Genomic DNA, 13,118 nt, shown 5'->3' with positions numbered 1-13,118 from the left:
ACTTACACTTTTAAGGTGCATTGTAAAAACACCGATGGCATTATTAGCTCAGTATTACCATGCTCCCACCTTGGCACCACACCACTTGGACTTATGTTTTGTACATGCTGGTCAGGCTCGCTTTATTGGGGACAATAAGAAAACGTAGCTTTAGAAATTACGAATGAGCGCAAAGAGAGGGTTCAAACTCTGGACTACTGACTAAAAAACTAACCAATGAATACATTCGAACCAGGTAATTTTTATGTACTGCGTACTCCATTGCTGGAGCGCAGCTACCTGGAGCCTCCGGTGGGAGTTGCCCAAGACATCGAGCAGGTACGCCGTATCCCCTCATTCAAAGGGGTGCTACCCTAACCTTGTTGCGATTTCCAGTTACTAGGCAACAAAAGATGTAGTTTTTGGATGGGTTGGTTATTGATGTTTTTGATCACATCCGTAAGCCACTCTAGTGGATTTACCCCTGCCATTTTGCAAGAACCAATCAAAGAGTAGAAGAGTGCGGTGCGTTCTGCGGCATCTTGTGAGCCAGCAAAAAGGTAGTTTTTGCGCCCCAGTGCAGCAGGACGAATGGCGTTTTCTATCAGGTTGTTATCAATCTGCACCTCTCCATGCCAGAGGTAGCGAATCAATTTTTTCCAACGTTTTTGGATGTATTCAATCGCTTTATAAAGCTTCATCTTGGGTTTGAGCTTGGGCTTGGTTTTATACATCCAGTGCTTGAGCTTCATCAAGGGAGTGCCTGCTTTTTGTTGGCGTAGCAAGCTTGCTTCTGCTACATCCAATCCTTGTTTTTTAATCTGCTTTTCGATAAGATATAGTTCTCCGATGAACTCCAGAGGAGCTTCGGTCAGGGAAGGATGTGCCTTGCTGACTTCGAATATTTTGCGCCTCGCGTGTGCCCAGCATCCGAATAACTTGATATGTTCATTTTCTTCAAAATGATCATAGACTCCATAACCATCAGTCTGGATTTTTCCTTGGAAATTTTGAAGCATTTCATCAGGAGGTTCACTGCCTCGCGAGCGGTGATATTGGATAAAACAGGCCTTAGAGGATTGATAGTACCATAAATAGCCTTGGTGGATGTTTTTTTCCTTTGCTCGGTCAAGTACTTTGATGGGGGTCTCGTCTATTCTGACATAATTGCTTGAAAGCACCTCTTCTTGTAGTAAATCGTACAATGGAGTGAGTAATTGGGCGATTTTTTCAACCCAAGAATTGAACGTAGACGAGCCTATCTGAACTCCTGACCGCTCAAAGCGTTGAAGTTGGCGATATAAAGGCAAGTGGTCACAGTATTTGTCACAAATAATTTGCGCAAGTAGTGCTGCATCTGCCAAACACCTATTGATGGGTCGTTCAGGTTTAGCAGCCATTATTTTTTTAGAATGTAAACCGTCTGCTACATCTTTGATGTAACAATGACGAATGTAGCGAATCACCACCAAATGACCAGGTACATAATCGAGTACCTCGGTGATTCGGTCAGGCAAACGACGCATATCTTCGGTGATGGGTTCATCAGGAGTGATCACCACTTCTTTGCGTGGTAAGTGCTCAGGGAACTTGCCCTCAGCATTTAAAAGTTTATTAGATGTTTTTTTGGGAGGTGAAGCGGACTTAACCGTATCTACTACTTCTTCCCCGAATGCAAGTTCGGGATTTTCAACTTGCGCTTTTTTTTTGCAGGGGTGTAGTTGCTACCACGAGACTCTGACTTGGTGTCATAGGTCAAACGAAGTAGTTCATCAAGCTGGGCTTTGAGTTCAGTCATCTCTAGATTTTGGTTTGAGATAAGCGCCTTCAAATCAGCATTTTCTTTGGCAAGTGCCTCATATGTAGGTTTTTGTTCCTGCATAGGGCAAAACTATTAAATCTAACCGAAATATCTACGCTTTTGCCAAATAACGTTTGCGATAAGTCACCGAACTCAAAGAAATACCTGATAAAAGTAAATGAGCTTCGGAAGCAGTCAGTGGGCGGGTACCCCAACTCATCTGAGGGCGTTCATAAGTACCTGTTTCTAAACGCTTGTAGTAAATCGCAAAACCATCTCCTTCCCAACATAGTAACTTTACCCGATCACGACGACGATTGAAAAATATAAACACTGAGCCACTGGTGAGCAATTCACCAAAGCGCTCCATCACCAAGTTACACAAGCCCTCGAAGCCTTTGCGAAAATCGCATACCTCGGTATATAAATAATAATGACGAACGCTACTTAAGTGTAACATTGGAGAGCTGACTCAAAAGTTGGGATAAATATACAGGGTCAGGCAAAGACTCAAAACGTAAACGAATATGGGTGCCTACCTCCAAACTCAAACCAGTAGTTTCAGGAGGAGCTACCGCTAACTCCACAAAATCAGCCATGGGTGTAGTAGGCATTGGCTTTGCCCCATAAACCTCTATATATTGCTGACGGTAACGATAGAATATCTTGGAAGAAAAATTTTTCTTGCGGCAATACTCGGCAGCAGTTAGTCCTAGCTCATAGCTTTCCGACACCATCTTAAATATCTTCGCACGATCATATTGTTTGCTCATCGTATTGGGTGTTTAGTGATTTGATGATGCAAAGCAAATACAAGCAAGTCGTTTTTCATATACCCCAGCCGATGAGTGGATACGGTACGCCAACACCTACAAGCGGCTTATAGGCTGCCAGCCTTGCAACAAGCCTTGTACATTGCCTCCCCCGATTTGTTTGCTCAGCTCGACCGTTGGCACGCTTTGGCAGCGTTGCCTGCACCCAATAAAAAGCAGCGCAAAGATTTGCAAAACCTGGAGCAAAAGCTGTGGATGTTTTTGGCAAGGGCGGCTTATCGTTGTACCCCCTTTGGTACATTTGCTGCGGTTACCGTGGGCGAGTTTCGTTTGCAAAGACACAGCAGCCTGGCGCTGGATAAGCTTGGCAACATGCGTACCTCGTCGCGGTTGGATATGGTATATTTGCTGAGGCTCAGAGCCTCCCTGGAAGCCGAACCAAAAATAAGGGAGCAGTTGCGTTACTTTCCTAACAATACGCTGTACCGCAATGGCGACGATATGCTGTGTTCGTTTTTCGATGAGCAAACCTTGCAACACGTTGCCTCATCGAAGGAATACCATGAGGTAGCCTGGGAGTTGTTTATTGCCTGCGGGCAAGCGGGTGGTATGCGTATAGGCGAAATGATTGCCCACCTGATGACAGGCCCCGAACTCACCGAGGCAGATTGCCGTGAGTTTGTGGAGTATTTGATTAACCATCATTTGCTTATTTCTGAACTGTATCCCAGTCTGAATGGTGAAGAGTACCTGGAACAATTGCACGCCAGCATAGCTCAAATGCCTGCTGCCCAAGGCTACCTCGCCATCATCAATCATATTCGTAGGCAGCTGGCGCTGATTGATGCCACGCCTGACCCTGCTCAAAGCCTGGGGCTTTATCAACAATTGGCAGGCTATCTGAGTGAACAGCCTTTTTATCAGGCACAAGAGACAGCTATCACTGCCCACCCCAACGAAAAAACTGCGTCTAAAAAAGAACTTATTCAGGTAGATGCTTTTAGGGATGAAAATGGGCAAGCACTAAGCAAAACCGTTCCCCGCCACCTAGTACGTCAAATAGCCACTTTGATAGACACTGTAGGTGAGGTGCCCACAACAAAAGCAGACTTAAGTACCTTTGCCCAGGCTTTTTTTAAGCGTTACGAAAACGAAGCCGTGCCCTTGCTGTTGGCAATGGACGAGGTAACAGGGGTGGGTTATCCTTATGGCAAACGGGTAGCAACGCTACCTACCTATTTGCAGGAGTTGGGTGTAGTGGTTGGCGAAGGTGGAGCAATGCCCCAAGTTGCTGACCCAAAGGCAGGACAGACCTCAGCGCTGGATGCCTTGCTGGAACAAAAATATGTAGAGGCTTTACAAACCGGGGCACCTGCAATACATTTGAGCAAAGGCGAAGTACAAAGTCTGAAGGCAAGCCAGTTACCAACCAAAGAAAAACCAAGGTCTTTGCCTCCGGCAATGGTGGCGATGGGTAAGCTGCTTTACCAGGCACCCGATGACCTGGAACACAACCCCAAACAGGATAACCCGCGTAATTTTCGTTTTCAGTTGTACCACGCCACGGGTCCCGTGGTGGGCAATTTGTTGGGGCGGTTTTGCTACGGTAGCCCCTTGCTCCAGCAGCAACTCAGTGCTACCATTGCTCAGGTAGAACCTGATGATAACAGTGTAGTATACGCCGAGATAGACCATTTGCCAGGGCAAAGAGTGGGCAATGTGATCATCCGCCCCCGGTTGCGTGACTATAGCATTGCCTTGGGAGGTGCCAATACCAACGACGTTCACCAAATACCCGTGACTGACTTGTGGTTGAGTGCCCAGGATGGAGGCAAACGTTTGGTATTGCACTCGCGTAAGCTAAACAAACAAGTAGTACCCCGGATGAGCAATGCCCATAACTACGCCCACAATGCCCACCCGCTCTATAAGTTTTTGTGCGATTTGCAATACCAACAAGAGTACCGCCAGTTGCCCCCGTTTTTTAGGGCGCAGCGCTGGCAGCAAAGGAGTTATTTGCCCCGCCTGGTCTATGATGGTACCCTGATTCTATCACCCAGGCAATGGCGGGTGAACTACAAGGCATTGGAAGCAGTACAGTTGCAGAAAAAAGAAGATATGCATGCCGTCAGTACCTGGACTCACAAAATAGAAAGGCTCAGACAACAATTGCGTTTGCCTCAAGCGGTGCTTTTGGTAGAAGCAGACAATAAGCTCTACATTGATTTTGCCCACCCTTTGAGCATAGGAGTATTTTTGCAAAAGGTGTTTGACCGTAAAGAACTGGTATTAGAAGAAGTAATAGAACAACACTTGCCCAGCCAGCCCTATAGCAATGAAATGATTTTTCCTATCATTAATACTGCTGCACCAAGCAGCAAGCAATCGCCTGCTTTTGATGCCCAAACCTGGGTACCAGATGTACAAAAAAACTTTAGCTTTGGCAGCGAATGGGTGTACTTTAAAATTTACCTGGGTACCCTGGGTAGCGATCGGCTTATTGCGGAAGACCTGCACCCTTTGAGCAAAGAGTTGAGAGATTCAGGGCACATTGACCAGTGGTTTTTTATTCGCTATACCGATCCGGAGGCCTATGGCACCCACTTGCGCTGGCGACTGCACATCAACCATTATCCCAAAGAATTTGGCGAGATAGTGCAAGCATTTTCGCAAAAGTTGCTGGGGCTAAAGCAACAGGGGAAAATTATCCACTATGTACCCGATACTTACCAACGTGAACTGAACCGTTATCTGCCTTATAATATGGCGCTAAGCGAAGAATGGTTTGCTCTGGATAGTGATTTTGTATGCCACGCCTTGGCTCTACTTGCCAAAGACGAAGCCACTAACGACACACTCAAATCGGCACTTGCCCTGCAACGCATCAAAGCCCTGTTGCAGGCTTTTGACCTCCCCGAAGAAACCAGGCAGCAAATCACCAGCCAAGGTAAAACAAACTTTAGCCGCGAATTTGGGTTGGATGTCCACCCCCAGGCACAACGCCTCAAAAAAGCATTGGCAAAGCAAGCACTGCCTCCCTGGTTGCCTCCGGCTTACCGCCTACTGTTTGATCAACTTACCGAACAGGAAGCGCCCCTTGCCCAACAAATAAAAGCCAACCTGCAACAGCATGGGGCAAGCGAAACACAACTCCGTTCGCTGCTCAGCAGCTACATCCACATGTTTTATAATCGTTTTTTTGCCAGTGGGCAAAGGCTGGAGGAGATGTGGGGGTATTGGAGGTTGGAAGGATAAGATAAGCAGCTGATGCTTTGCTTCTTATCTTTTTTTCTGCCCTTGCATTACCGACCTTGCAAGCTTGCCAAATTGTCCCTGAACCTTGCCAGGTTGTCAAGCTTACCTCGCCAGATTGTCCTCGAACCTTGCCAAATTAGCAAGCTTACCTTGACAATTTGGCATCATAATGAGTCACTTATATAAGTCAACTAATGTGAATCTATAGTGTAGCTTAGATAGAGGATTTTTCTTTTTCATTAGTAGGGTAGCTTCCTAACCCAGAATTTGCCCCTGTTTCGCCCATACAGGCGCAACACGCGCCAAAGAAAAACGGGTGGGGCAAGGGTTTATAATGGATTGGTTTTGAGGGTGTTGGGCGGGGTTTGGTTTATGACCTGGGAAATCCAAATTTTACTCTGTGTGCATGAAGGGCTTTTAGGCTTGGGTAATATTTGGGGTTTTGTGGCAATAGAATCTCTTGTTTGTGAAACTGATGCAAATGATAGGGTGAGGTCTTATTTTCTTTAAAGTTATTGCCAACAATTACCCGGTATTGATCGTCAATGGCAATCAAACCCTTATCAAAAGCCTTATGTATGGTATAGGTAAGTGGAATGCCGTTATTTACGCTATTATTACCATGGATATGAAAGGGTTCTATGTGGCAGCCTTCTACCATGCTGATTTTTCTTTTGACTTTGGGGTTTACTTGTATGTTTAACTGTGAAACACAACACGAATAGTTATATATTTCTAAAATAAACTCTGAAAACTTAGCCGTTCGTATAAACTCTTCTTCATCTACTTGTTCCCTGGCTTTACTTCCAGCTTTGAGCCTTGTTTTTACTTGGTTCAACCGTGTATAGTATGTCTCAAAATCTTCTTCTACAATGTTTTTACCCACTTCTTGAATATATTGCTTATAGTTGAGTTGCTCAGTAAATTTGTTTTTACTGTAGGCAAGGTAAGTATCTAGTAATATTTGGCAAAAATCCTGGCGATGTTGCTTGTTTTGTAAAAACTGAAACAATGCTTCATCCAACTCGGCGTAGGCTACCTTAGTAGTAAGCTGATGAAAAGTCTTGATTGTTTTCTTAGATGCAAAGAATTCTTCATGTCCCAGGTTGGGTATGAGTTTCCAGAACCCATCACTTTTTAAGTAAAAAAAAGGAAGAGAAATTTCCCGGTGGTATTTAGGGTTGGCAAGTAGTTCCCAGTACTCTTTAAAAGTTGACAGTAGCTCAGGCGTGAGATATATTCGCTGAGATGTAATGACCCTATCTTCAATTAACCTGATCATACTCAACAACAAAATAGGCTTATGCGGTGCAACGCTGCCTTTTTTGTTTTTCTCTGCGTGATTCACATTTAAATTTTTGAAGATATTGGCTTACAGTCATAAGAAGGCTTGTATTTGATGATGGCTAAAACTAAATTTTTCATCATAAACAGCAAAATATAAGTGGCAAGAAAATGACTACCTTTATTGTTAAAAAGTGATGCTATATAATCATATCGCCTTATCTAACAGGGGCTTGTTTTTATATTTGTTGTAGTTTCCGGTTATTTGGCAACAAAAGTTGTAGTTTTTTGAGTGGGCAATCAGTGCTTTAACAGTTCATTCTAATCCATTCATCAATATACTTGAATGGAAATGGTTTTACGGTAAGCTCATGATTTTTTACAAAATCGACACTCATCAAAGGAAGCAGTTTTTCAAAGAATAAATTTGAGTTATCGAGCGATTCTATAACTCTAATAACTGATGCCCGGCTGATATCATAACCGTTTACATCTTTGATTCCTACGTGGTAAAGAGCATAGTTTTTAAGTTCTTGATAATTTATATCAAAGCTAGATGAAAGAAGTTCATAACGAGGCTTTTGACCTTTAAGGTAAGCCCTGATTAAAATTTGACCATTTGTTTTTTTAAATACAAGGTTAGATAATTCTTTTGTCAAATTTTGTTGCTTCAATAAACCTCTAATTTCATCTTTGGGGATTTTCGTGTTCGGATAGTTATTCACTTTTTCTAGGTATGGTTTTATTTTATCTATGGGGCGGCACTCTTTAAGATATGCAATTAATTCACTTTTCTTAAATGAGTATTTCTGAGCTTGTTTTTCCAGTATATGCCCAATTTTAACAATCTCAGGTAAAGTAATTATATCAGTTCTCTTAATAGCATTAATATTCCCCAAGGGATCTATAACTATGCCTTCAACGGTATTATCATCCTCGAAATATTCAGCGATTTCATCATATCTTGAGTCACCCAAAAAAGTATCTTTCTTATGGAGACTAAAATTTAATTTCCCAGTGGTATCTATTTCCAAAAAACAATATTGATCAATTGTTTCTTTCTCTTCTGCGGGCATCTTTGAAGCAAATATATACACACCATCTATTCCAAACGCTTTCCAATCAGTAATACTTATATTGCCTTGAATGATATCGTATTTGATAATTACTTCTTTTATAAGTGTATCTGCTATTGCTTTAATTCTTTTGGTTTCCTTTTTATCTAAATCATCACTGTCTTTTATTTTTTTAAGCTCATAGAGGTTTAAGTGATTTACAGGCACTTTGTTGTAAACCTGGTATGAATCAGAAAGATTATTGTGTTCGTAAAATTCTTTATCGTGAATAAGACGAAAGTTAAACGATGACTTTTGAATACGAGATTTTTGAGTAATGGTACAAGTGGGATATTGTGTACGCAATGTATTTGACAAATGAAGAACAAGTTCTTGTGATTCAGCATCATTGATAACATCTGCAATATTGATTTTCTTGTAGCTTAAATGATGACCTATCCTGACTTTTTTTAGTGCAGTATTTTTAGAGTTGTATTGACAAATAAGCTGAGGGCTTAATTCTTTAAAGCTAATAAATAAGTATCTATTTAACTCCTGTTTGATGAGCTTTAATATAGTGGAGACGGTTCCACATTTGCTAACTTGAAATTTATCAAATGTACCAAAGTCAATAAACGTTATATTGTTTTTTTTGCCAGGGAACTGCTTAATAATAAACAACTCTTGATCATCGTCTTCTTTTTGATCGCTAAAACCAGGTAGACGCTTCATAGACATCGTAATAAATTCAAGTGCATACTTTGGATAGCTTGTATAGGGTCTTTTTTTGCTAAAACTTAATCGGTTTTTAAAATATATATTGGTAAATGTCTTAACGTTTATTTCCAAACAAGAGTGTCTATTAATTACCACTTGTAATGCTACTACCTGCTTTGTTTTAGGTTGATTGACCTTAGGTTTTATTACTGGTACCTTATGTTCTGGATGCACAATATAGAAATGTCCAGTAAGGTTATTGAAGCTGTATCTGGAACCTTTAGGACTAGCAAGAGAATTAATCAGTAATTGACAAATGATATGGTCAGGTAATTTATTAAAGCCAGAGATTTGATCAATTATTTCATAGGTGATATTTTCTGCGTCAGAACCTTGCCTAAGTAAAAATGTAGGTATGTGAACCGTATTAAACTGAGCTTTATCAAAAAGGGCATAAAGAGATTTATCTTGATCATCTTCACGAATAGTAATCGATTTAACTTGGGGGAGGTTTGGGATGTTATCCAAAATGCCTGCTCCTTGAAGAAAATAACCCTTTTTATGTTTAAACCTAATGATTACAAAATCTTGTGAAAGTTTTTTTCTATCAATATTTATGGCTAATTGATTAGTTTTAGTTTGGGTTAATTGCATATTAAATAAAAACTAATGAGATGTTATTGGTCAATAGATGAGCCTTGGGGTTCTAAATCAATATTATTACTAATCTGAATAAAAGCCTCAGAATATATCTTCTGTTTCGAAAAATCCCAAAGGCAGGGGATTTGGTGAATTGTACCAGCATTATTAGACACTGTTTTTTTATAACCATCTGAAATGATGTTAATAATAAAAACTTTATCACCACTTACTTTCTTCAATTTATGACAAATTTCATCAAAGTCAGCTTCAATTTTGGTACTTTCTTGCCAATGTTTAAAATCTATGTAAGTGTTTGTATCTTTAATTTGATAATCAAAAAGCTCATAATGTTCTTTCGGGAGTTCTATTAGTTCAAATCCAAACTCTTTCTCTAAAAGAAATTTACCTACCTGTTCACCCAAAGCACCTTTATATATATTATTGAAAAGTTGAGGTGATAGAATATATAATCCACTAGCAAAGCTAGTTGCCCATCCACTTCGCTCAAAATGTTCTTTCATTCCATTTATTTGCATAAGCAGAGAAAGTCTTGCTGATTCTGCTGATACTTTTTGACTTAAATTACCTTGAAAATCAACCTCTATTTCTTGAAAATCATCTTTTTGTTGATATGAAATACTATCATTTTCTGTTGGAAGTTGGATGTAAAGACCAACCATTTTTTTGTTTTTTGATGCATTCTCTTCTGTGAGTGTCGGATAACGAAGACACATTTGTCTTAACTGCTCCCACTCAGCAATATCAAGTGTTGTCCACCCCCACTCTTCATATCGATCTACAAATTTTTTAATTCTTTTCCTTACCCTGAAGTTAGTATTGGTCGCTTTTTTTGCCAAATTCTCAAGCTCGGAAGTTGGTTGATCAATAACTTGGGCTGCTTCCACTAACGCTTTAAACTCGTTAAGGACTAAGTTGTTTTCTATGTCAAATCCAGCCACAACTCCTTCTATTTTTTTATCAGCCAGAATATAAATTTTAGATGATTTCAAGTTAGTTCTACAAATTCTGCCTAAGGCTTGTATAATTATTTTACGACAGTGATTTTTGATTTGTGAAAACTCGTTGTTTTTTATTCTTTTTATGTAAGTATTAGCTTGATTTTTACCTAATAAATAGCCGAACGCTCGTTTGATTTCATATAACATATCACCAAAAGATATTTCTCCAACTTCCAAAAGAAACTCTAATTGAAATACATACTTTGCAAAATCGTTTTCAGATATCCCCTCTTGTACATTTTGCATCAAATTGGTAGGATTATCTAAATAAAGACCATTAAAATCAGTTTCAAACTCTTTATTCCAGTTTTCAAGCGCCCTACTGTTTACATTCATTAAATTATCAGGATCAGGAGCTTTGTATTGTATATTTTGTCCTGCTCCCATTGTTTGATAGGCAGAAATTACAAATACCTTTCCTCCTTGTTCCAATATTTCCTTGAATAGTTGTTTACTCCTTTCGTATGTGCTGCCATAAGCAACAACACAAGTGTTGAGCTTATTATTTGTGGAAGTGTTATTGGTAAAGAATGACTCTTTACTGAGGAGTTTAACTATATCGGAAAACGCTTCTTGTAAAATATCAAGGTTAAGTTTGGTATCACCTTCTTTAGGGATTTTATTCAAAAGACATAAAAAACCTTTGATTTCATCTTTTTCTGCAAAGACTTTAAAAGCTTTTAGGATACGATAATACCTATTTAATAAATAATAATTGTCATCTGGCGATATTTCAAACTGTATCTTGCTGTAGTGAAATTTGGCTGTATCTCTATCGATAAATATTTCTTTAAAACAATCAAAAGGTGAATCTTTATTTATTTCAATAAATTCCACGTAAATATTGACCTTACTGTAATTTTCATTTTGTATAGCAAAAGCACTTTTCAATGAGTTTTTGTAGGTTTCAGATAATTCATGAAACCTAGCATCCAGTTTTCGTTTCAGGTAATCGATGTCATAATTACCAGTTACAGTTTTAATATTGGCGGTGGCTGATATGCCAATGACCTTGGCTTTTTCACAAAGTCTTAGAAGAAACTTTTCAGGTGTTTTCTCATAGTTGAAAAACAAAATCTTGGTTCTTAACGCATGATCGTCATCATCTACAAAATCATAATACCTAAACCCATTTGAATAAATAGTTAGGTCATATTCTTCTATTGAAAAATTAATTGCATTGAAGTCTTTATCTTGATCATTTAATATGTAGTTTTCAAAAAAATGTCTTTGCCTTCCTTCTAGACCAAAGGCATCTAATACTGATCTGATGGCTGAATGGAGACTAAGTTCATTGTCATTTTGCTCCCTGTTCTCTATTCTATTTTTATAAAGATTATGCGATAAGGATTTCACAAGGTTTTTAAATGATTTCAAAAAAAATCGTAACCTGTTAATCAAGGCTACTATATCATGTTCAAACGATTCTGGCTTATCAACAAGTAACTCTAAATAGTTATATTTATGACTAGAGTCAGTAAATAGGTTAAAATACTTGCCTTTTCCAGCAATGGTATGATATTCAAAATCTTGAAATATAAGGTTTCTTTTTCTTTGTGACGTTTGTTTTGTTTTGAATTTAAAAGCAAGGTTATAGTTTGTAAAGTTCTCGGTGGCAACTCCTTCGAGTTCTTTGACCATTTTTGTTAGCGGTTGAACATTGGGGTATTTGTTCATTAACTCTTGCCGCCATTCTGATTCTTGAAGTAAGTTGGCAGGAAGTTCATGGGCATCTAAATTTCTTTTTATATTATTAAACAACTCTATAATTTCTACTTTTTGCCCAACAGCTTCATCAATCATAATTTTCATCAAGATATCTTTTGAAGCGTCAAATTCGTCAATAAAAACTAGTGCATTTTTGGTGATATCATGATTTATAAAATGGTAAGCAGGTTCGACTAAACTCGAGTTTTTAAGGTAAAATTTATGTATGCTCAAAAAGAAGATTTTAGCTTCTGAGCTCCTTACTTGTGGGTATAGCTTTTTAATCCAGCCATATTTCTTCGTTTCATTAATTGCTTTTAGCTTCTTCTTCTTGCTTCCAAATCTATTATTTAAGCGTTTAATGATAGCTTTACGTACCTTTGGCTCTAAGTTTTTTTGGATTTCTTGTTTTAGAATTGCAATTGTTTCTGGGTTGACATCTGGTTTTTCTAGTATTTTTATTTTTTTTGATAAGTGATCCAATTCATCAAAACTTTCTTCTGCGAAGAAATCTTTAATCTCATTTTCAACCAATGGAAAGTTTTTTAAAACTAAATCAAGGTTTGAATCTATAAAAATAACATCTTGTTCAAATTTTTCTTTCTTACCTTGTTTTGTAAACAGCTCTTCCAAGTTTTTGTAAGGTAAGTTCTTTTTTAAGTTAGTCACGAAAAAGATTTTCTCCCCCCCTTTACAATATGTTTCGTAGTTATTATAAATCCATTGAAGAACATGATAAGTTTTGCCAAATCCAGTAGGCGGATCAAGGAGTAATAGACCATTGTTAGAGTCACAGTAAGCATCTAATATTTCTTGCATGGTAGAAAACTAAAGAAGGATGGTTTTTAAAATGCTTAAAAGTAAGTAAAATTACTCTTAAACAGAA

General features: G+C 38.8%; 8 protein-coding genes and 1 pseudogene. 2 read left to right on the top strand and 7 right to left on the bottom strand.

The annotated features are described in order from the left end of the window. Positions 1 to 216 precede the first annotated feature (216 nt). Entirely contained in the window at positions 217 to 357 is a 141-nt protein-coding gene (locus M23134_RS40905) for a hypothetical protein (protein WP_002694137.1), read from the top strand. Here M23134_RS40905 and tnpC read toward each other — a convergent pair. From tnpC to tnpA, 4 genes and pseudogenes are all read right to left on the bottom strand, one after another. Next, a pseudogene (tnpC, locus tag M23134_RS04195) lies at positions 354 to 1,559 on the bottom strand (IS66 family transposase); the annotation flags it as partial. The gene M23134_RS40905 and the pseudogene tnpC overlap by 4 nt on opposite strands. A gap of 77 nt (positions 1,560 to 1,636) precedes the next feature. Further along, on the bottom strand, positions 1,637 to 1,861 hold the full coding sequence (locus M23134_RS04190; RefSeq protein ID WP_002694135.1) for a hypothetical protein: 225 nt from the start codon (positions 1,859 to 1,861) through the stop codon (positions 1,637 to 1,639). A 31-nt stretch (positions 1,862 to 1,892) separates the two neighbouring features. Then, positions 1,893 to 2,240 (bottom strand): IS66 family insertion sequence element accessory protein TnpB, encoded by a 348-nt coding sequence (tnpB, locus tag M23134_RS04185; RefSeq protein ID WP_002694134.1) that lies wholly within the window; start codon positions 2,238 to 2,240, stop codon positions 1,893 to 1,895. Beyond that, positions 2,224 to 2,553: an IS66 family insertion sequence element accessory protein TnpA gene (gene tnpA / locus M23134_RS04180; RefSeq protein ID WP_045112981.1), complete on the bottom strand. Its 330-nt coding sequence runs from the start codon at positions 2,551 to 2,553 to the stop codon at positions 2,224 to 2,226. The genes tnpB and tnpA overlap by 17 nt, the downstream gene beginning before the upstream one ends. Positions 2,554 to 2,628: 75 nt before the next feature. Between tnpA and M23134_RS04175 the strand changes: the two genes are divergently transcribed. After that, positions 2,629 to 5,808 (top strand): lantibiotic dehydratase, encoded by a 3,180-nt coding sequence (locus M23134_RS04175; protein ID WP_002694132.1) that lies wholly within the window; start codon positions 2,629 to 2,631, stop codon positions 5,806 to 5,808. A gap of 370 nt (positions 5,809 to 6,178) precedes the next feature. Here M23134_RS04175 and M23134_RS04170 read toward each other — a convergent pair whose 3' ends face one another. The 3 genes from M23134_RS04170 to M23134_RS04160 all read right to left on the bottom strand — a co-directional run bounded on the left by M23134_RS04170 (position 6,179) and on the right by M23134_RS04160 (position 13,051). Further along, on the bottom strand, positions 6,179 to 7,156 hold the full coding sequence (locus M23134_RS04170; protein ID WP_002694131.1) for an HNH endonuclease: 978 nt from the start codon (positions 7,154 to 7,156) through the stop codon (positions 6,179 to 6,181). 244 nt (positions 7,157 to 7,400) lie between these two features. Further along, positions 7,401 to 9,518, bottom strand: a complete 2,118-nt coding sequence (locus tag M23134_RS04165) for a hypothetical protein (RefSeq protein WP_002694130.1) — start codon at positions 9,516 to 9,518, stop codon at positions 7,401 to 7,403. Positions 9,519 to 9,541: 23 nt separating this feature from the next. Further along, positions 9,542 to 13,051, bottom strand: a complete 3,510-nt coding sequence (locus M23134_RS04160; RefSeq protein WP_002694128.1) for a hypothetical protein — start codon at positions 13,049 to 13,051, stop codon at positions 9,542 to 9,544. Positions 13,052 to 13,118: the final 67 nt, after the last annotated feature.

This window comes from Microscilla marina ATCC 23134 (assembly GCF_000169175.1).
GTDB lineage: Bacteria > Bacteroidota > Bacteroidia > Cytophagales > Microscillaceae > Microscilla > Microscilla marina.
This window is presented reverse-complemented; position numbering and strand designations above follow the sequence as displayed.

Bases quoted from the DNA above. Each gene is read 5' to 3' on its own strand.
- M23134_RS40905 (WP_002694137.1), top strand. From the start codon at position 217: ATGAATACATTCGAACCAGGTAATTTTTATGTACTGCGTACTCCATTG.
- M23134_RS04190 (WP_002694135.1), bottom strand. From the start codon at position 1,861: ATGCAGGAACAAAAACCTACATATGAGGCACTTGCCAAAGAAAATGCT.
- tnpB (WP_002694134.1), bottom strand. From the start codon at position 2,240: ATGTTACACTTAAGTAGCGTTCGTCATTATTATTTATATACCGAGGTA.
- tnpA (WP_045112981.1), bottom strand. From the start codon at position 2,553: ATGAGCAAACAATATGATCGTGCGAAGATATTTAAGATGGTGTCGGAA.
- M23134_RS04165 (WP_002694130.1), bottom strand. From the start codon at position 9,518: ATGCAATTAACCCAAACTAAAACTAATCAATTAGCCATAAATATTGAT.
- M23134_RS04160 (WP_002694128.1), bottom strand. From the start codon at position 13,051: ATGCAAGAAATATTAGATGCTTACTGTGACTCTAACAATGGTCTATTA.